Source organism: Flavobacterium sp. (assembly GCF_050696275.1).
Taxonomy (GTDB): Bacteria; Bacteroidota; Bacteroidia; order Flavobacteriales; family Flavobacteriaceae; genus Flavobacterium.
The window spans coordinates 102,757-123,071 of sequence record NZ_JBOGUT010000004.1 but is presented as its reverse complement, the minus strand read 5'-3'; the positions used below and the strand labels follow the sequence as shown (position 1 = coordinate 123,071).

At 36.0% G+C, this 20,315-nt stretch carries 15 protein-coding genes, 1 tRNA gene and 1 pseudogene; 16 read left to right on the top strand and 1 reads right to left on the bottom strand.

Going from position 1 to position 20,315, the window contains the following annotated elements; genetic code table 11:
- Positions 1-2 precede the first annotated feature (2 nt).
- Complete coding sequence (locus ACRDEC_RS03940) at positions 3-779, bottom strand: alpha/beta fold hydrolase (protein WP_431497032.1); 777 nt, start codon at positions 777-779, stop codon at positions 3-5.
- A gap of 385 nt (positions 780-1,164) precedes the next feature.
- On the opposite strand from ACRDEC_RS03940, the gene mraZ reads away from it, so the two are divergent.
- From mraZ to ACRDEC_RS03860, 16 genes and pseudogenes are all read left to right on the top strand, one after another.
- On the top strand, positions 1,165-1,638 hold the full coding sequence (mraZ, locus tag ACRDEC_RS03935; RefSeq protein WP_431497031.1) for a division/cell wall cluster transcriptional repressor MraZ: 474 nt from the start codon (positions 1,165-1,167) through the stop codon (positions 1,636-1,638).
- Positions 1,613-2,521: a 16S rRNA (cytosine(1402)-N(4))-methyltransferase RsmH gene (rsmH, locus tag ACRDEC_RS03930; RefSeq protein ID WP_431497030.1), complete on the top strand. Its 909-nt coding sequence runs from the start codon at positions 1,613-1,615 to the stop codon at positions 2,519-2,521. Before mraZ ends, rsmH begins: the two co-directional genes overlap by 26 nt.
- On the top strand, positions 2,521-2,862 hold the full coding sequence (locus ACRDEC_RS03925) for an FtsL-like putative cell division protein (RefSeq protein WP_431497063.1): 342 nt from the start codon (positions 2,521-2,523) through the stop codon (positions 2,860-2,862). Before rsmH ends, ACRDEC_RS03925 begins: the two co-directional genes overlap by 1 nt.
- The gene (locus tag ACRDEC_RS03920) at positions 2,853-4,859 is read left to right on the top strand and encodes a penicillin-binding protein (RefSeq protein ID WP_431497029.1); all 2,007 of its coding nucleotides are present in this window, start codon (positions 2,853-2,855) and stop codon (positions 4,857-4,859) included. Before ACRDEC_RS03925 ends, ACRDEC_RS03920 begins: the two co-directional genes overlap by 10 nt.
- Entirely contained in the window at positions 4,859-6,319 is a 1,461-nt protein-coding gene (locus ACRDEC_RS03915; RefSeq protein WP_431497028.1) for a UDP-N-acetylmuramoyl-L-alanyl-D-glutamate--2,6-diaminopimelate ligase, read from the top strand. Before ACRDEC_RS03920 ends, ACRDEC_RS03915 begins: the two co-directional genes overlap by 1 nt.
- 8 nt (positions 6,320-6,327) lie before the next feature.
- Positions 6,328-7,560, top strand: a complete 1,233-nt coding sequence (gene mraY / locus ACRDEC_RS03910) for a phospho-N-acetylmuramoyl-pentapeptide-transferase (RefSeq protein WP_431497027.1) — start codon at positions 6,328-6,330, stop codon at positions 7,558-7,560.
- A gap of 3 nt (positions 7,561-7,563) precedes the next feature.
- Complete coding sequence (gene murD / locus ACRDEC_RS03905) at positions 7,564-8,895, top strand: UDP-N-acetylmuramoyl-L-alanine--D-glutamate ligase (RefSeq protein WP_431497026.1); 1,332 nt, start codon at positions 7,564-7,566, stop codon at positions 8,893-8,895.
- Between the two features lie 47 nt (positions 8,896-8,942).
- Positions 8,943-10,232: an FtsW/RodA/SpoVE family cell cycle protein gene (locus tag ACRDEC_RS03900; RefSeq protein ID WP_431497025.1), complete on the top strand. Its 1,290-nt coding sequence runs from the start codon at positions 8,943-8,945 to the stop codon at positions 10,230-10,232.
- An 8-nt stretch (positions 10,233-10,240) separates the two neighbouring features.
- Positions 10,241-11,335 (top strand): undecaprenyldiphospho-muramoylpentapeptide beta-N-acetylglucosaminyltransferase, encoded by a 1,095-nt coding sequence (murG, locus tag ACRDEC_RS03895; RefSeq protein WP_431497062.1) that lies wholly within the window; start codon positions 10,241-10,243, stop codon positions 11,333-11,335.
- A 6-nt stretch (positions 11,336-11,341) separates the two neighbouring features.
- Positions 11,342-12,688, top strand: a complete 1,347-nt coding sequence (gene murC / locus ACRDEC_RS03890; protein ID WP_431497024.1) for a UDP-N-acetylmuramate--L-alanine ligase — start codon at positions 11,342-11,344, stop codon at positions 12,686-12,688.
- Positions 12,678-13,400 carry a cell division protein FtsQ/DivIB gene (locus tag ACRDEC_RS03885; protein WP_431497023.1) on the top strand — a complete coding sequence of 241 codons (723 nt, stop codon included), beginning with the start codon at positions 12,678-12,680 and terminating at the stop codon, positions 13,398-13,400. The genes murC and ACRDEC_RS03885 overlap by 11 nt, the downstream gene beginning before the upstream one ends.
- Positions 13,401-13,406: 6 nt before the next feature.
- Positions 13,407-14,780 carry a cell division protein FtsA gene (gene ftsA, locus ACRDEC_RS03880; RefSeq protein ID WP_431497022.1) on the top strand — a complete coding sequence of 458 codons (1,374 nt, stop codon included), beginning with the start codon at positions 13,407-13,409 and terminating at the stop codon, positions 14,778-14,780.
- A 43-nt stretch (positions 14,781-14,823) separates the two neighbouring features.
- Positions 14,824-16,782, top strand: coding sequence for a cell division protein FtsZ (gene ftsZ, locus ACRDEC_RS03875; RefSeq protein ID WP_431497021.1), 1,959 nt, complete (start codon positions 14,824-14,826; stop codon positions 16,780-16,782).
- 281 nt (positions 16,783-17,063) lie between these two features.
- Complete coding sequence (locus tag ACRDEC_RS03870; RefSeq protein WP_431497020.1) at positions 17,064-17,513, top strand: GatB/YqeY domain-containing protein; 450 nt, start codon at positions 17,064-17,066, stop codon at positions 17,511-17,513.
- Positions 17,514-17,568: 55 nt separating this feature from the next.
- A tRNA-Arg gene (locus ACRDEC_RS03865) sits at positions 17,569-17,642 on the top strand.
- A gap of 855 nt (positions 17,643-18,497) precedes the next feature.
- A pseudogene (locus ACRDEC_RS03860) lies at positions 18,498-20,315 on the top strand (hypothetical protein); the annotation flags it as partial.

The window sequence follows — 20,315 nt, the reverse complement described above, 5'->3', positions numbered from 1 at the left end:
CTTTACTGTAGGTTTGCGCGTTCTGATTTTGTTGTCAGCCATTCTTCAAGAATGCGATTAAACTCGTCAGGATGTTCCATCATGGCTGCATGACCACAGTTCTCAATCCAGTATAAAGTGGAGTTGGGCAATAATTTATTGAATTCCTCAGCAACATCAGGAGGAGTAACTTTGTCGTTTCTTCCCCAAATAATTCCTGTAGGAACGTGCATCTTCGGCAAATCTTTAGCCATGTTATGACGTATGGCGCTTTTGGCGATTGTCAGTGTTTTTATCAGTTTGATTCGGTCATTGACAGTGTTGTAAACATCGTCTATAATTTCTTTTGTCGCAATTTCAGGATTGTAAAAAACATCTTCGGCTTTTTTTCGGATGTATTCATAATCTCCGCGTTTTGGATAACTGTCTCCCATAGCGCTTTCGTAAAGACCTGAACTTCCTGTAATTACTAGCCCTGCAACTCTTTCAGGATACATTTTTGTGAAATACAAAGCAATATGTCCGCCAAGTGAATTTCCAACAAGAATTACTCTGTCAAAACCTTTGTATGTAATAAAGTCTTTCACGTATTTTGAAAAAGCTTTTACATTGGTTTTTAATATGTTTTGTGTGTATAACGGTAATTGTGGAATAACTACTTTATAACCTCTTTTTGGAAAATATTCGGCAACTCCGTCGAAATTACTTAAACCTCCCATTAATCCGTGCAAAATAATAATTGGAGTTCCTTCTCCAGCTTCAAAATACTCGTATTTACCGTCCTTTTTTAAGTTATCCACTGTTTTTCAGTTTGTTTATTCGTTTATATCGCAAATATAGAATTAAAAAGTGAAATAAGAATTTTTGCCTTTTATTTCTTACTTCAGGCACTTTTATGTGTTGATAAGTTAACTGGTTAATTTTCAATGGATAATATCTTTTTAAAATTGCATTTGGTTGAACTAAAGTTATAATTAACTTTAAAAATTGTGTTTTTTTTAAGAATAATTTTCAAAATGAATTGAAAGGCTGATAAAATTTCATAAAACTAAAAAGCATTAAAAATTAATTAAGCACTTCTTTTTGTTTTAAAACGGTAAAACTTATCAACAAAGTGGTAATTTGTGGTAAAATGTGGTAAATAATTTTTTATATTTGTCCATTATCCAATAAAATCATAACTGCTTGAATACCATCATAGGAACATATGAATGTAAGGTTGATTCTAAAGGTAGGCTCATGTTGCCTGGTCCTTTGAAGAAGCAATTGACTGCATCATTGCAAGATGGTTTTGTATTGAAGCGTTCTGTTTTTCAGCAATGCCTGGAATTATATCCAATGCAGGAGTGGGATTTGATGATGCAAAAAATCAATAAACTGAACAGGTTTGTAAAAAAGAACAATGATTTTATACGTCGTTTCACGGCAGGTGTGAGAGTTGTCGAAATTGATGCGACCGGGCGATTACTGATCCCAAAAGATCTGGCTGTTTTTGCTTCAGTTTCAAAGGATATTGTGGTGTCTTCTGCGGTTAATATTGTTGAGATTTGGGATAAAGAGCTGTATGAAAAAGCGATTGATGATTCTGTAGTTGATTTTGCTGATTTAGCTGAGGATGTAATGGGAAATATAAATGACGATGACAATGGAATATCATAATCCGGTTTTGCTGAAAGAAACTGTTGACGGTTTAAATATTAAGCCGGACGGTATATATGTTGATGTGACTTTTGGTGGAGGCGGTCATTCTAAAGAGATTTTGTCCCGATTGGGAGAGAATGGAAAGCTATTTGGTTTTGACCAGGATGAAGATGCTTGGGAAAATGCTTTGCCTGATGAAAGGTTTACATTGATTCAGGAAAATTTCAGGTATATCAAACGATTTTTGCGTTTCAACGGAATTAAAAAAGTAGATGGAATTTTAGCTGATCTTGGTGTTTCATCTCACCAGTTTGATGTGGCTGAAAGAGGTTTTTCCACCCGTTTTGATGCCGGACTGGACATGAGGATGAGTAAAAAAAATGTGTTGAGTGCTTTTCAGGTGGTGAACGAATATGATGAAGCAAATCTAAAGCGCATTTTTTATGAATATGCCGAATTGAGTAATGCCCCAGCCATAGCAAGAGTTATTATTGAAGCACGCGAAAAAGAAGCTATCGTTAATACGGAAGATCTGAAGCAAGTTTTAGCGCGGTTTTTGCCTAATCATAAGGCGCATAAAATTTTAGCGCAAATCTATCAAGGGATCCGTATTGAAGTAAATCAGGAAATGGAAGCTCTGAAAGAGTTTTTAGAGCAATCATTGGAAATATTAAATGAAGGCGGAAGATTAAGCGTAATTTCCTATCATTCTTTGGAAGACAGGTTGGTTAAAAGGTTTATGAAAAACGGATTGTTTGAAGGAGAGCCGGAACGTGATTTTTTCGGAAGGTTTGAAGTTCCGTTCAAGTTAATTGGGAAAATGATTATTCCTTCAAACGAGGAAATTAAAATAAATAATCGGGCCAGAAGTGCCAAACTAAGGATAGCAGAAAAGAAATGATGAAAAACGGAATTTATAGCATATTAAAAGCAAGATTTCTAGTCAATGAGGACTCAGTTAAAAACTGGAGATTCATTGTTTTTTTGATTTTACTGGCTATAATAATGATTGCAAATACGCACAGTTACGAGAAAAAAATTTATCAGATTTCTGATCTGACTAACGAAGTAAAAGAATTGCGTTCGGAATTTGTAGATCGCCGTTCGGAATTAATGAAAATAAAAATGGAATCTACGGTGGCAGCAAAAATGGAAGAAAATGGAATTTTGCCTTCATCGGTTCCACCCAAAAAAATAAAAGTAATCAAAGAGAAAACAGCTTTAGAAAAACTATGGCAGTAGAAAATAGAAATATTTTAAAACGAATATATGTCGTTGCTTTGGTTATCCTGATTATGGTAACGGCAATAGGCGTAAAGCTCACTAACATACAGTGGGTTGAAGGCGACTATTACCGAAAATTAGCCAAAGAACGTTCCGTAAAAAACTTTGTAATTCCGGCTAATCGAGGCAACGTGTACTCGTCTGACGGAAGTTTGCTGGCGACCTCTATACCTAATTATACTATCCGTTTTGATGCATTAGCGCCAAGCAAAGAGAATTTTGATGAAAATATAAAAGCATTATCGGATTCGCTTTCGGTTTTATTGGGTAAATCCAGTTCGGGTTATTTGAATGAATTCCGAAAAGCAAGAGCGAATAAACACAGGTATTTTCTTGTTGCCCGAGATTTGAGTTATACAGAATACATGACTATTAAAGGCTTTCCTTTATTTAATCTTGGAGCTTATAAAGGCGGAATGATTACAGAACAGGAAACGGTTCGTGAGCATCCGATAGGTAAAATTGCTGCTAGAACAATTGGTTATGAGCGTTATGATGAAAATGGAGATTTAAAACCTGTTGGGATAGAAGGAGCGTTTGGGTATTACCTTAATGGAAAAGACGGAAAAATTTTAAAGCAAAAAATTTCGAAAGGACAATGGAAGCCTATTCGTGATAACAATGAAGTAGAACCGCGTGACGGCTATGACATTGTTTCAACAATTGATGTTTATGTACAGGATATTGCACACCACGCTTTATTAAAGCAATTGGAGCTTTATGAAGCAGAACATGGTTGTGTAGTAGTTATGGAAACTAAAACAGGAGCTGTAAAAGCGATTTCAAATTTAGGAAGAGCTAGTGATGGTTCTTATTATGAAACTATTAATTATGCAATTGCAGAATCTCACGAACCAGGATCAACATTCAAATTAGTTGATTTAATAGCATTGTTAGATGATGATAAAATTGATACTTCAAAAGTCTATGACAGTAAAGGAGGAGAAATAGCATACTATGGAAGAAAAGTTCGTGATTCCCATGAAGGAGGTTATGGAAAAGTTTCTTTAGCAAGAGGATTTGAAGTTTCTTCAAACACCATAATGGTTCAGGCCGTTTATGAAAATTATAAAAGCAACCCAAAACAGTTCGTAGACAGAATTAATAATCTGGGCTTAAACAAGCCTCTTGGGTTACCATTTAAAGGTGAGGGAGTTCCCAAAATACCACAACCCGGTCAACGCGGCTGGAATGGGATTTCCCTGCCCTGGATGGCTTTCGGATATGGAGTTTCTGTAACACCGTTGCAAACACTGACATTGTATAATGCGGTGGCAAACAATGGAGAAATGGTAAAACCAATGTTCGTGCAAGAAGTAAAAGAATGGAATAAAACGATAAAAAAATTCGATAAAAAAGTTATCAATCCAAATATCTGCTCTGAGGAAACCTTAAAAAAGGTAAGAGCTGTTTTAGAAAATGTAGTTAAAAAAGGGACGGGCTCGAAGCTTTATTCAAAAGATTTTTCAATGGCTGGTAAAACAGGAACAGCACAGGTGGGCTATAACAGAGCAGATGGAAATATGAATATGTATTATGCATCTTCTTTCGTAGGTTATTTTCCAGCTGATCAGCCAAAATATTCTTGCATTGTTGTGATTCATAAGCCAAATACTTCAATGAATAATTATTATGGTGCTGATGTTGCCGGACCAGTTTTTAAAAGGATTGCACAAAAAGTATTTACCGATGTGCCTTCAACTAATGAAGTGAAAAACTTGAAAAAACACAATGTCCTTCAGGATAAAGATTATGTTACTTACAACGATAAGTTAAACAAAAAGCCAAATACAATTCCTAATTTAAAGGGAATGTCAGGTATGGATGCTGTCGCTTTACTCGAAAATCTGGGTATGAAAGTAAAAGCAATTGGTATTGGAAAAGTGAAAAAACAATCCATTCAGCCAGGTCAGCCTATTTTAAAAAACAACACTATAATTTTAGAATTATCATAATGATTTTAAAAGAAATATTATATAAAGTCGCTATCGAAGCTGTTCACGGTTCAACAGATGTTGAAGTGAATGCGATTCATTTTGATTCCCGAAAAATTGAATCGAATGATGCTTTTGTGGCTATTCGCGGTACCGTTTCAAATGGCCACGATTTCATTGATAAAGCCATTTCTTTAGGAGCTTCTACAATTATTTGTGATGAACTTCCATCGAATTTATTGGGACAAATCACCTATGTAAAGGTTAAAGATACAAACGAAGCGCTGGCTTATCTGGCGGCTAATTTTTATGATAACCCTTCGCAAAAGCTGCAATTGGTTGGTATAACAGGAACTAATGGGAAAACTACGATAGCGTCTCTTTTATACCAATTATTCAAAAAGGCAGGTTATAAAGTCGGGTTGCTTTCTACAGTGAAAATTCTGGTTGATGAAGTCGAATATAAGGCAACACATACCACACCTGATTCGCTTACGATAAATTATTACTTGAATGAAATGATAGAAGCCGGCTGCGATTATTGTTTTATGGAAGTGAGCTCGCATGGAATTCATCAAAAGCGTACCGAAGGATTGCATTTTGTTGGAGGGGTTTTTACAAATCTGTCACACGATCATTTAGACTACCATCCGACATTTGCCGAATACCGTGATGTGAAAAAATCATTTTTTGATAATTTGCCTAAAAACGCTTTTGCCATTTCAAATACCGATGACAAAAACGGGACTGTAATGCTTCAGAATTCAAAGGCAAAAAAACTCACATATGCTTTAAAAACATATGCAGATTACAAGGCGGTGATTATCGAAAACCAATTAAGCGGATTGTTGTTGAAAATTAACGAACAGGAAGTTTGGGTTCGGTTAATAGGAACTTTCAACGCGTATAATTTATTAGCGATTTATGCTGTAGCAATTGAGTTAGGTATTGAAAAATTAGATGCATTGCGATTGTTGTCCGAATTGGAAAGTGTTTCCGGCCGATTCCAGTTTATTGTTTCCAAAGAGAAAATCACAGCAATTGTAGATTATGCACATACGCCTGATGCACTCGAAAATGTATTAAGCACTATCAATGATATACGGACCAAAAACGAACAGTTAATCACGATTGTGGGTTGTGGCGGAGACAGGGATAAAACCAAAAGACCAATAATGGCAAACATCGCTGCCGAAATGAGTACGACGGCTATTTTAACTTCGGATAATCCGAGAACTGAAAATCCGGAAACGATTATTGCTGAAATGGAAGCTGGAATTTCAGCTGTCAATTTTAAAAAGTACATGTCAATTACAGACAGGAAACAAGCTATAAAAACGGCTTGTCAATTGGCACAGCCCAATGATATTATCCTCATTGCAGGAAAAGGGCATGAAACGTATCAGGAAATTAACGGTGTTCGTCATGATTTCGATGATATGAAGATCGTTAAGGAAATTTTAGAACAACTAAACAAATAACCAAAAATATGCTATACTATTTATTTGAATATCTAGATAAGACTTTAGACGTTCCGGGAACGGGAGTTTTTCAGTATATCACTTTCAGATCGGCACTGGCAATCATATTGTCACTGCTGCTGTCAACTATTTTTGGTAAACGTGTTATTAACTATCTGCGTCGTCAGCAAGTTGGAGAAACCGTAAGAGAATTGGGACTTCAAGGACAAGTTGAAAAAGCAGGAACACCAACGATGGGTGGATTGATTATTATTTTTTCAACATTAGTTCCGGTGGTTTTGTTAGCAAAGCTGGATAATATCTATGTTATTCTTTTAGTTGTCACTACACTTTGGATGGGAACAATTGGATTTATTGATGATTACATTAAAATATTCAAAAAAGACAAACAAGGATTAAAAGGGATTTTTAAGGTAATTGGCCAAGTAGGATTAGGGATTATTGTTGGTGCCACACTGTATTTTCATCCTGGTGTTACTATTCGTAAAGAAGTTACAAAAAACAATATTGTTGTGGTAAATGCCACTCAAAATACGATCAATCCGGTTTCATTAGAAGAGAAATCGACGGCTACTACTATTCCTTTCTTTAAAAATAATGAATTTGATTACGCCGAATTGTTAGCCTGGACAGGTGACGATTATCAAAACTACGCCTGGCTGATTTTTATACCAATTGTGATTTTTATCATCACAGCGGTGTCAAACGGAGCTAATCTTACAGATGGTATTGATGGTCTTGCGGCAGGAACTTCTGCCATTTCGGTCATCGCACTGGGTGTTTTTACCTTCGTATCAGGAAATATTATTTTCTCCAATTACCTGAATATTATGTTTATTCCTAATTCGGGAGAAATGACGGTCTTTATTGCTGCTTTTGTAGGGTCATTGATCGGCTTTCTATGGTATAACAGTTATCCTGCAGCCGTTTTTATGGGAGACACAGGAAGTTTAACCATTGGTGGAATCATCGCAGTTTTAGCCATTGCAGTTCGAAAAGAAATGCTTATTCCGGTTATCTGCGGCATATTTTTGGCTGAAAATCTATCGGTTGTCATGCAGGTAATGTATTTTAAATATACAAAGAAACGTTTTGGCGAAGGCAGAAGAATTTTCTTAATGTCACCATTACATCATCATTACCAAAAGAAAGGCTATCATGAAAGTAAAATCGTGACTCGCTTTTGGATTGTCGGAATCTTATTGGCTATTGTGTCAATTGTAACCTTAAAACTAAGATAGCATATGAGATTAGTAGTTTTAGGTGGAGGAGAAAGCGGTGTAGGTACTGCAATTCTCGGTAAGAAAAAGGGATACGAAGTTTTTGTATCCGATTTTGGAAAAATTAAAAATAACTATAAAGAAGTGCTGATTCTTCATAAAATTAAATTTGAAGATGAACAGCACACAGAAGAATTGATTCTGAACGCTGATGTGGTAATGAAGAGTCCCGGAATTCCGGATAAGGCACCCATCATCAAAAAGCTAAAAGAGAAAAACATTCCTGTCATTTCTGAAATTGAATTTACAAACCAGTTTACAAACGCTTTAACAGTCGGAATCACTGGAAGTAACGGTAAAACTACCACAACAATGCTAACGTATCATTTGCTGAAACAAGGCGGATTGAATGTGGGTTTGGCCGGAAACATCGGTAAGAGTTTTGCCTGGCAGGTTTCAGAAGATAAACATGATGTTTATGTGCTGGAATTAAGCAGTTTTCAATTGGACGGAATAATAAATTACAAGCCGCACATTGCCATAATTACAAATATAAGCCCTGATCATTTAGACAGGTATAATTATAATTATGATGAATATATAGCTTCAAAATTCAGAGTGACCATGAATCAGACGGAAGAAGATTACCTGATTTATGATGCGGATGATGAAGCCATCAATAATTGGCTGAAAAACAACAAGACAAGAGCACAACTAGTTCCGTTTTCATTGACAAAACAATTTGAAATCGGAGCTTTCGAAACAGAAAAAAATATCAATATCAATACCAACAACGACCCCTTTGTTATGCCAACATCACACTTATCTTTAGAAGGAAAACACAACGTAAAAAACGCCTTAGCTGCTTCATCGGTGGCACAATTATTAAAAATCAGGAAAGCAACTATTCGAGAGAGTTTATCTGATTTTCAAGGTGTTGAACATCGTTTGGAGAAAGTATTGAAGATCCAGAACGTACAATATATCAATGATTCAAAAGCAACAAACGTAAACGCTACTTTTTTTGCACTTGACAGCATGACAACTCCAACGGTTTGGATTGTCGGCGGTGTTGATAAAGGAAACGATTACGCAGAATTGATGGCTTTGGTGAATGAAAAAGTAAAAGCTATTATTTGCCTTGGAATTGATAATAAAAAAATCATTGATGCTTTTGCAGATGTTGTTGATGAATTGGTTGAAGTTACCTCTATGACCGAAGCGGTAAGACAAGCCTACAGAATAGCTGAAAAAGGGGATTCTGTGTTATTATCGCCAGCGTGTGCAAGTTTCGATTTGTTCGAAAATTACGAAGACAGAGGAAGGCAATTCAAACAAGCTGTTCAGAATTTATAATACAGCAATAATTAAAAGAAAATAGTTTAATCGACTAAATATAGAAAATGAAAACGCTAATACATAATCTTAAAGGAGATAAGGTCATCTGGTCATTCGTGGCGCTTTTGGCGTTATTTTCATTTATGCCGGTATACAGCGCAAGTAGTAACTTAGCGTATCTCAAACATGGTACAGGAAATACGCTGGTATATTTAATTAAACATTTCGTGCATCTTCTAATGGGTTTCATTATTATGTACCAGATGCAAAAAATACCTTACCATTATTTCAGGAGTTTATCCAGAATTTTATTGCCGTTGGCCTGGATATTGCTGGTTTATACTTTGCTTAAAGGAACTATGATTGAAGGAGCAAATGCCAGCCGATGGATACAAGTTCCGTTTTTAGGAATTACTTTTCAACCTTCTGCTTTTGCTTCCATTTCGTTGCTGCTTTTTGTAGCGAGGTATTTGTCTAAAACCGAAGTCGAAGAAATGACATTCAAGAAATCATTATTAGAACTTTGGGCACCGGTTTTCTTTACCCTGATGTTGATTTTACCAGCCAATTTCTCTACTACAGCTTTGATTTTTTCTATGGTTTTGATGTTGACTTTTATAGGTAAATATCCAATTAAAAATATAGGAATCATCGTTGGTTTCGGAATCGTGTCGTTTGCGTTCTTTGTTTTGATTGTTAAAGCATTTCCGGATGCATTTCCTAATCGTGTAGACACCTGGATAAGTCGTATTGAGAATTTTACTTCTGACAAGCCTGGTGAAGATGATTACCAAATAGAAAAAGCCAAAATAGCCATTGCTTCCGGAGGAATTTACGGGTTAGGTCCCGGGAAAAGTATTCAGAAAAACTTTTTGCCACAGTCTTCTTCCGATTTTATTTTTGCCATTATAATAGAAGAATTCGGGCTTTTCGGTGGATTTGTAGTGATGTTTTTATATCTGATGCTTTTCATCCGATTCATAATTGCATCCTACAAAGCCCCGACATTATTCGGTAAATTAATTGTCGCCGGATTGGGCTTTCCCATCATTTTTCAGGCATTTATAAATATGGGAGTAGCTGTCGAATTATTACCTACAACAGGACAGACATTGCCTTTAATAAGTAGTGGAGGAACATCTATCTGGATGACGTGTGCTGCACTCGGTATTATTTTGAATGTGACTAAAAAAGAAGAAGAAATTGTTCAGGAGAATCTCGAAAAACAACAACGAGACGAAGCCCTGCAAAAATTAATTGATAGACAATTAGAAGAAGATAAAGAAACTGTTGAAGAAAATTATTCGATTGAAGACCATGCGATTAATCCAATGAATGCTGTTTTGAATAAATAATTTAAATGATGAAAGACAATCCGAAATTTATAATCAGCGGAGGCGGAACAGGAGGGCATATTTATCCTGCAATTGCCATTGCCAACGAATTGAAAACCCGCTATCCTAAAGCTGAAATTCTTTTTGTAGGTGCCAAAGATAAAATGGAAATGCAAAAAGTGCCTCAGGCAGGTTATCCAATTAAAGGTTTATGGATTGCCGGCATTCAGCGAAAATTAACATTGCAAAATGCTATGTTTCCAATAAAATTAATATCAAGTTTGGTTAAATCTTTTGGAATCATAAAACAATTTAAGCCGGATGTCGTTATTGGAACCGGAGGATTTGCAAGTGGAGCCGTTTTAAAGGTAGCTTCCATGATAGGAATCCCTACTGTAATTCAGGAGCAAAATTCGTATCCGGGCATTACCAATAAATTACTGGCTAAAAAAGCCAATAAAATTTGTGTAGCGTACGAAAATTTGGAGCGATTTTTTCCAAAAGAAAATATGATTTTAACTGGAAATCCGGTACGTCAGGATTTGATTTCGGTAGAGGAGAAAAGAGGAGAAGCTTTGGCATATTTTAATTTGGATGCATCCAAAAAAACAATGCTGATTTTGGGAGGAAGTCTAGGTGCAAAAAGAATTAACAAATTGATTTCGAAAGAATTAGATTGGTTATTAACGCAAAATGTTCAAATTATTTGGCAGTGCGGGAAACTGTATTTTGAAGAGTTTAAGCATTTTTCAGATAGAGAAAATGTTCAGGTTTTAGCATTTATCGATAGAATGGACCTGGTTTATGCTGCTGCTGACATCGTGATTTCACGTTCTGGCGCTTCTTCGGTTTCTGAATTGTGTTTGGTGGGAAAACCGGTTGTCTTTATTCCTTCTCCAAATGTTTCGGAAGATCATCAGACTAAAAATGCACTGGCCATTGTTGAGAAACACGGTGCTATTTTATTGAAAGAATCGGAATTGGAATCAGAATTTAGTCTTGTTTTTGAATCCTTATTAAAGGATCAGGGAAAACAGGATGATTTAAGTAAAAATATTACAGCATTGGCTTTGCCAAACGCAACAAAACAAATTGTTGACGAAATAGTTAAGTTAATCAAATAAAAGAAAATGAATTTAAACCAAATACATAACGTTTATTTTATAGGTATCGGAGGCATCGGAATGAGTGCCTTGGCTCGTTATTTTAAAGCCATTGGTAAAAACGTATCTGGTTACGATAAAACGCCTACTATATTAACAAATGAATTGATTGAAAGTGGTATTTCGATTCATTTTGAGGATAGTATCGATTTAATCCCTAAAGATTATTTTGCAGAAAATACGTTGGTAATTATCACGCCTGCAGTTCCGAAATCACATTCGGAATGGAATTATTTTCTTGAGAGGGATTATGTGGTTAAAAAAAGAGCTGAAGTATTAGGGATTATCACAAAAGACACTTTTTGTTTTGCGGTTGCCGGAACCCACGGAAAAACAACAACATCGAGTATTCTTGGGCATATCTTGTATGAGAGCGGTGCCGATGTGACTTCTTTTCTTGGCGGAATAGTCGAAAATTACAATTCCAATTTAATCGGAACAGGAAAAACCGTTACCGTAGTTGAAGCGGATGAATTTGATCGTTCTTTTCTGCATTTGCATCCAAATATCGCCTGTGTAACCTCAATGGACGCAGATCATCTGGATATTTATGGCGATGATGAGGCAATTAAAGCTTCATTTAAAGAATTTGCAGACAAAGTTGCTGATAAAAATGATCTTTTTGTAATCAACGGTTTGCCTTTGGAAGGCATTACGGTTGGAGCAAACGACGATTCGAAATTTGTAGCTCATAACATCAGGATTGAAGATGGTTGGTACGTATTTGATGTAAAAACACCAACCGAAAATATAAAAGATTTAAGATTCGGCTTGCCGGGAAAACACAACTTAACCAATGCTTTGCTGGCTTTAGCAATGGCTCGAACTTTCGGAACCCCAACCGAATCCATTGCTAAAGCACTAGCAACCTTTAAAGGGGTAAGACGTCGTTTTTCTTTCCAGATCAGAAAACCGGATTTTGTATATATTGATGATTATGCACATCATCCAACAGAAATTAATGCAGTGCATCAGGCAGTTTCCGAATTGTATCCGGGACAAAAAGTACTGGCGGTTTTTCAGCCGCATTTGTTTAGCAGAACTAAAGATTTTGCAGATGACTTTGCGAAAAGTTTATCGCAATTTGACGAAGTTCTACTGTTGGATATCTATCCGGCGAGAGAATTGCCTATGGAAGGTGTCACATCCCAATGGTTGTTGAATAAAATAGAGAACCCAAATAAGAAATTAGTTCAGAAAAATGAATTGATTTCCTTGTTAAAGGCCTCAGATGCTCCTGTAATTGTTACAATTGGCGCTGGGGATATCGGAGAAATGGTTTCAGAAATAAAAAATGCTTTGGATGCGAAATAATATTTTGATAAATATTCAGCTTGTCGCCATTTTAGGATTGGTGGTTTTTTTGTATTCATTTACTTCAAAAAGGAATGAACACAGAAAAATTTCGAAACCGGTTATTGAATTTTTAGATTCTGAAAGTCCGTTCGTAACTCATGAAATGGTTAATAAGTTGTTGATAGAAAATTTTGGAGGCACTTCCACTATCCAAAAAGATGACCTAGATTTGAAGAATATTGAGCAAACTATCAATAAACACAGCATGATTGATAATTCAGAGGTGTATGTGAGCGTTGATGGGAAGTTAGAAACGATAGTCAAACAAAAGACCCCAATTGCTAGAGTTTTTAACAATAATACGTCCTTCTATATTGATTATAAGGGAGGTAAGATGCCTCTTTCAAGTAATTTTACGGCGAGAGTTCCGCTTGTTTATGGCGATATTAACAATGCTTATAGCAAGAATTGTGTGGAGCTTTTGCAGGCAATTTATAACGATGATTTTTTGAAAAAAAACATCATCGGGCTTAAAATTTTACCTGATGGAAGCGTAATTATGAAGAATAGAAATTATAGTTATGATATTGATTTTGGAAGAACCATTCAAATGGAAAGAAAATTTAATAACTATAAAGCGTTTTTTCAAAAAGCTGTACAAGACACTTTGATAGATTCATATAAGAGAATTAATTTGAAATTTACCAAACAAGTGGTTTGTACAAAATAAATTAGTATGGAAAGAGAGAATATAGCAGTAGGACTTGATATAGGTACAACGAAAATTGTAGCTATGATAGGCAAGAAAAATGAGTATGGAAAGCTAGAAATTTTAGGCGTCGGAAAATCTAAAAGTCTCGGTGTGGCCAGAGGTGTGGTAAATAACATTACACAAACCATCCAATCTATCCAGGAGGCAATTGCGGAAGCGGAGAATGATTCAGGATATAAAATAAAAGATGTTGTTGTTGGTATTGCCGGACAGCATATTCGTAGCATTCAGCACAGTGATTATATTTCGAGGAGCAATCCGGAAGAAGTAATAAGTGAGCACGATATTGATGTTTTAATCAATCAGGTTCAAAAATTAGCGATGTTGCCGGGTGAGGAAATTATTCATGTGCTGCCACAGGAATTTAAAATTGATGGGCAATCTGAAATAAAAGAGCCTATCGGAATGTACGGCGGACGTCTGGAAAGCAGTTTCCATGTTGTTGTCGGGCAGGCATCGTCAATCAGAAATGTGGGACGTTGCATTAAAAGTTCAGGGCTTGATTTGTCAGGATTAACTTTAGAACCATTGGCCTCGGCAGATGCTGTTTTAAGTCAGGAAGAGAAAGAAGCCGGTGTGGCTTTGATTGATATAGGCGGAGGAACAACAGATTTAGCCATTTTTAAAGACGGAATTATCCGTCATACGGCGGTTGTGCCTTTTGGAGGAAATGTAATTACAGAAGATATTAAAGAAGGCTGCTCGATTATCGAGAAACAAGCGGAATTGTTAAAAGTAAAATTTGGTTCTGCCTGGCCGGGAGAAAATAAAGACAACGAAATTGTATCTATTCCTGGTTTACGCGGAAGAGATCCGAAAGAAATTTCGTTAAAGAACCTGTCAAAAATAATACACGCCCGCGTGGTAGAGATTATTGAGCAGGTGTATACGGAAATCAAAGCGTACGGACATGAAGATCCTCGTAAGAAATTAATTGCAGGGATTGTTCTGACAGGTGGTGGCTCACAGTTGAAGCATATCAAGCAATTGGTAGAATACATCACAGGAATGGATACCCGTATTGGTTATCCAAACGAACATTTGGCAGGGAATTCCAATGAAGAAATTTCAAGTCCATTGTATGCGACTGCTGTTGGTTTGGTTATGAATAGCGTTCGCAATAACACGGTAAGCGCTGTGCCGCAGGACAATTACATTCCTGAGCCGGTTTTGATTCAGAAGCCGACAATTGCTGAGCGGGAAGTCATCCAGCAGGAAGCAGAAAAAATATTAGAGGAAGCTAAAGCAGACTCAAGAAGTACCGAAAAAACGATTCGTAAATCCTTTTTCGACAAGTATATAGATAAAATTAAAGATTTCTTAGACAACGCCGAGTAATCGTCCGTTGTTGCATATAATACAATAATAAAAACCAAATAGTATGGAAAGCAACTCAGAATTTGGAAGCATTTCATTTGATTTACCAAAAAACCAATCAAATGTAATCAAAGTAATTGGAGTAGGTGGCGGAGGTAGTAATGCTATTAACCACATGTTCAAACAAGGTATTAAAGGTGTGGATTTTGTGGTTTGTAACACAGATTCACAGGCTTTAGATAACAGCGCTGTGCCAAATAAAATTCAGTTGGGTATCAACCTGACCGAAGGAATGGGTGCTGGAGCGAATCCGAATGTAGGACAGCAATCAGCTATTGAGAGTATTGAGGATATCGAAAAAATGTTGGATGGAAATACTAAAATGATTTTCATTACAGCCGGTATGGGTGGAGGAACCGGAACAGGAGCTGCACCGGTAATTGCCCAATTGGCCAAAGAAAGAGATATTCTTACTGTTGGAATCGTAACTATTCCTTTTCAATTTGAAGGAAAAGTACGTTCTGAACAAGCTTTATTAGGAGTAGAAAAATTAAGAAAACAAGTAGATTCGCTTATTGTTATCAATAATAACAAATTAAGAGAAGTATACGGAAATCTTGGTTTCAAGGCAGGTTTCTCTAAAGCTGACGAAGTGTTGGCGACTGCTTCGCGCGGAATAGCCGAAGTAATTACACATCACTACACGCAAAATATCGATTTAAAAGATGCTAAAACAGTACTTTCAAACTCAGGTACTGCCATTATGGGTTCTGCAACAGCTGAAGGTGAAAATAGGGCTAAAGATGCCATTATTTCAGCATTGGATTCTCCATTGTTAAACGATAATAAAATTACAGGTGCCAAAAACGTATTGTTGCTTATTGTTTCTGGAACTAACGAAATTACTATCGATGAAATCGGAGAGATCAATGATCATATCCAGGTAGAAGCAGGATTCAACGCCAATATTATTATGGGAGTTGGTGAAGACGAAACACTTGGAGACTCCATTGCGGTGACAATTATTGCCACTGGTTTTTGTGTAGAACAACAAAACGAGATCGTTAATACGGAGCCTAAAAAAATAATCCATGCTTTAGAGGACGAACAGAAAATCGTTCGTGATCTAACGCAAAAATTCGAAGCAAAAGGATTTGATTTTTCATCAAATGGAATAACAGAAAACCCGATTGTTGCAGAAACTCCAAAAGAAGAAGAAAAAATTGTTTTTTCTTTAGAAGAAGAGATTCCGGATATGGTTGAACCTATTTTTGCTATGGATTTGGTTCCAACAACCGAATTGATTAAAAATCTGGATGTTACTTTCGAAATTGTTTCAGCAAAAAGTATTGAGGCAAACAATTTCTATTTCACTTCACCGGAAGTAAAAGAAATTGAAGTTGTCGATCCGCAATTTGTAGTAAAAGAACAGGATCAGATTGCACTTACTTTTGATTTGCCAATTCAGAAAGTGCAGGAAACAGTAAATACTGATAAACTGATTTTCGATTTGACAAACGAAATCAAAGAGATAAAAGTTAATGAAGCTGTAGAATTTGTTCCGATAACTGAGGTGACTCAAAACGGAGTAATCAAACATTCGTTGGAAGAATACATGGATATTGAAAACCATTTATTCGAATCTAAAAAGGTAGAGAATACAGTAGTTGAAACGACTCCTGAAGAGCTGAATATTACTGTTAAAAAAGTAGATATTGAGCCACAATACGCTACTCAAAATCCGGTAAACGATATTTCTCCTGTAGAAATGTCAATCGAAGATTCTCTGAAAATGAGAGCTGAAGAGCGCCGTCGTAAGATGAAAGAATTCAATTATAAATTTCATAACAATGCAGCACGCGTTGATGAATTTGAAAAAGAGCCGGCATACAAACGAATGGGGATAGATATTTCAAACAATCCTATAGACAATAACAGATCGCGTCTGTCACTGGGGTTAGATAGTAACGACGATGTTCAGTTGCGTTCTAATAACTCCTTTTTGCACGACAACGTAGATTAACTATCGCAAACTAAACTTTGATAACCCGAAATTTCTAATGATTTTTCGGGTTATTTTTTATCGCTACAAGGTGCGAAGCAATCTAAATTTCACTAAATTTGCGTGCCTGATCCTGCTGTACGTTTCAAGCTTTTTTCGCAAAATGCTTTTTTCTAAAAACTGTAAAGAGCTTCCTTCGGTCGCTTTTCCACTTTAAGAAAAAATCCATTTTCTCTCAAAAGGCTTTTTACTTCCATCAGGGGCAAACAGCTAAATAATAACGAATTAGAAAGACATAAAATATGAGCTTATCAACACAAATCATGGACGAAATGAAAAACGCCATGAGAGCAAAAGACACAGTGGCACTAGAAGCATTACGTGCAATTAAATCGGAATTGTTACTTGCTTCAACGGCATCAGGAAGCAAAGAAGAAATCTCAGAGGCAGAAGAAATCAAGATTTTACAGAAATTAGTGAAAATGCGTAAAGACAGTGCTGGTATTTTTACAGAGCAAAACCGTCCGGATCTGGCAGAACCTGAATTGGCGCAAATTGCAGTAATTGAAAAATTTCTTCCAGCACAATTATCAGAAACAGAAGTAGAAGCTATCATTGCAAAAATAATAACTGAAACCGGTGCTTCGGGTATAGCTTCAATGGGGAAAGTAATGGGATTGGCTTCAGCCCAAATTGGCGGCCAGGCAGAAGGAAAAACAATTTCGGCAATCGTTAAGAAACTTTTGGTATAAACAAATAATCGTTTAAATTTGCTCCTCCTTATTATTAGGAGAACAGTAAATTATTGACCGTGTAGTTCAACTGGATAGAATATCAGATTTCGGCTCTGAGGGTTGGGGGTTCGAACCCCTCCACGGTCACTTTTTTTATAGAATATTGCAAAATTTCAGCCTTTATTTCATCAGTTTTTTTGAGAAAATAAAGGCTGAAATTTTTCTCATTTAGACCTGAAATAGTTTTTCATTCACACTTTCCAATAGACAAAATTCAGGATATAATCCGATTGTTTTTTTCGTTTTTCAACGGTACTTTTTTGATTAATCTCGCTCTTCAATTCGGGTTTTTACCACGCTAATTTCCATCTAATATTTGTAAAATTAATAAAGATTTTTGTTGATTACTTTTTCAAAGTGTTAAGTATTAGTGAGATATATTTTAAGTTTTTAACATAAATAATAGGTTCAAAAAGCATAAAATTCCCTTTTTTCATACCGAAAATTAAGAGTTCGTAGTCCTAATCTTATGTTTTTTATCGGTTTTATATGCGTTTTGTCGGTTTTTTGCCTGCTTTTGTCTTTTTAAGTATTATTACGGTTAAACCGTAATAAATATTAATATACTTTTGCGGCAAATGAACAACTCACTAACTAAAATTTCGCCTATGAGTAAAAATACTTTTACAAGGGAAAGATTTGCAAACCCAATACCCGTCTTATTTTATAATAGAGTGCCAGCTCGATCTAAAAATATTTTAGAATATTATAAAAGTGAAAATCGATTTTTTTCTTAAATAAAAGAACGATGAAATTGATGCATATCCAGATTAATTTTCAACTGTAAATTTTCGCCAGACATCCACATCGGATCTGGAAAATAAAAGATGAAAAATTTATCAGGCATGTAGTGTCATTTTATTGCTTTTAAGGAAGAATGTTCAAAACCTAAAAATCAGGAATCAACATAAATTATAAAGTAGTAATTGAAAAGCAAATAAAATGAAGTATAGTAATTACAATTTGGTTGACAATAAAAATAAAATTTCAGCATTGAAAACAGCCGTCAGGAATCTTCTGTTTTTTGTGCTAATCATGGTAAGTTTTGATGCCGCAGCTCAGTTTTATCCTAGGCATTACATTGCACCTGCTGATTGGAATTATTTTACAAATGCAAATGAAATTGTTGTTTGTACTAATTCAGCTTTAACAGCAAACATAACAATTTCCCGAAGTGATGGTACGGTAATTACTTCTGCTTTAACCGCTACTCTGGGTACTCCTGCGGTTTACAGGTTTGCTGCTGCTCCAAATAGTGCTGCTGTTTGGGGACAAAGTACAGTTTTGAATGGCGCAGGTATTATTGTTTCTGCTGATCAGCCAATTTCAGTGAATTTAAGAAATGTTATGTCAGATTCTGGTGGATTTGATGCTTTCATTAAAGGTAATGCTTCTTTATTTAGTTTTGGAAGTTCAGGGATAGGAACAAATTTTAGAGTTGGTTATTACAGGAATGTTGGAGCTGCAGCAGACTTGGGATATTCAATAATGGCAATTGAGAATGCAACTCAGGTTAGTTTAAATGGTGTTAATTTAGTAACCCTAAACGCTGGACAGAGTTATATAATTCCCGGAGCGACAACAGCTATGGGTTCTTTGGTTACAGCGTCGAAAGGTTCTGTTATGACTGTATACAAGCATTTAGATTCTCCAGGAGGTTGCGGAGATGGTACTTATGATCAAATACCTCCGGTTTCTTCATTAGGTTTAGAATATGTTGTATATCGTTCTTCAGGTACAGCTACGCCTGAACAAAATACAGTTGTTGCAACTGAAGCTAATACTGTTGTGACAAATGAAATTTATAATGCTACTACTGGAGCTTTTATTTCTTCTTCAACGACTACATTGGTCAATGCAGGAGATTTTGTTACTTTTTCAAATGGTGATGGTGCTACTGCTTTTTCTGCAAATAGAATATTAGCTACAAAAAAAGTTGTTGTTTATGCCGGTCAGGCGCAATCTTGTGAGGTTGATATCACATCAGTAACTCCAGTGAGTTCTCCCTGTAATGGTTCAAGACTTATTGAGACATACAAATTTAGAAACTATGCATTAGGAAATTTACCCTATTTTGGATATGTTTTGGTTCATGATGCTACTTCTGTTATCTTAGTAAATGGAGTTAACATTGAAACGATTGCTGGAGTTAGGAGACAATTGGGAACATCAGGTTGGTATTTAATTGATTTTACTAATGTGCAGATTTCCAATCCAAATGACATATTGATTACTTGCCCGGTTAATATAGCAGTTTCAATGGTGCAACAAGGTGGGGGGTTTTCAATGTCATCCATTTTTTCAAATTTTGTAAGCCAGCCAGAAATTCCTTCGGTTACATATAACTCAATGGGGTCATGTGTTGATTATCAAGCTTTGTTGACTGCACAATCTGGATATTCAAATTATCAATGGTATTTGAATGATGTTCCAATTTCAGGAGCAAATAGTCAAACTTATACTACATTAGTTTCTGGATCATATTCTTATTCTGCTTTACTTCCTTGTGGTGATAATGTTGTTTCTCCGCCAATTTCAGTAAATATATTGGGCTGTTCAGATGTTTCTGTTGTGAAAACAGTGAATAATCCGACCCCTAATGTAGGCAGTACTGTGACTTTTACAATAACTGCTACAGCAAATGGTCCTCATAATGCTTCAAACGCAGTTGTTAGTGATGTACTCCCGGCAGGGTATACTTTTGTGAGCGCGACTCCATCGGTAGGCACGTGGACGGCTCCGAACTGGACTATCGGCAAT

Bases quoted from the DNA above. Each gene is read 5' to 3' on its own strand.
- ACRDEC_RS03920 (WP_431497029.1), top strand. From the start codon at position 2,853: ATGGCAGTAGAAAATAGAAATATTTTAAAACGAATATATGTCGTTGCT.
- ACRDEC_RS03925 (WP_431497063.1), top strand. From the start codon at position 2,521: ATGAAAAACGGAATTTATAGCATATTAAAAGCAAGATTTCTAGTCAAT.
- murD (WP_431497026.1), top strand. From the start codon at position 7,564: ATGAGATTAGTAGTTTTAGGTGGAGGAGAAAGCGGTGTAGGTACTGCA.
- ftsZ (WP_431497021.1), top strand. From the start codon at position 14,824: ATGGAAAGCAACTCAGAATTTGGAAGCATTTCATTTGATTTACCAAAA.
- ACRDEC_RS03885 (WP_431497023.1), top strand. From the start codon at position 12,678: ATGCGAAATAATATTTTGATAAATATTCAGCTTGTCGCCATTTTAGGA.
- ACRDEC_RS03900 (WP_431497025.1), top strand. From the start codon at position 8,943: ATGAAAACGCTAATACATAATCTTAAAGGAGATAAGGTCATCTGGTCA.
- ACRDEC_RS03870 (WP_431497020.1), top strand. From the start codon at position 17,064: ATGAGCTTATCAACACAAATCATGGACGAAATGAAAAACGCCATGAGA.
- rsmH (WP_431497030.1), top strand. From the start codon at position 1,613: ATGACGATGACAATGGAATATCATAATCCGGTTTTGCTGAAAGAAACT.
- murC (WP_431497024.1), top strand. From the start codon at position 11,342: ATGAATTTAAACCAAATACATAACGTTTATTTTATAGGTATCGGAGGC.
- mraY (WP_431497027.1), top strand. From the start codon at position 6,328: ATGCTATACTATTTATTTGAATATCTAGATAAGACTTTAGACGTTCCG.
- ACRDEC_RS03915 (WP_431497028.1), top strand. From the start codon at position 4,859: ATGATTTTAAAAGAAATATTATATAAAGTCGCTATCGAAGCTGTTCAC.
- ftsA (WP_431497022.1), top strand. From the start codon at position 13,407: ATGGAAAGAGAGAATATAGCAGTAGGACTTGATATAGGTACAACGAAA.
- murG (WP_431497062.1), top strand. From the start codon at position 10,241: ATGAAAGACAATCCGAAATTTATAATCAGCGGAGGCGGAACAGGAGGG.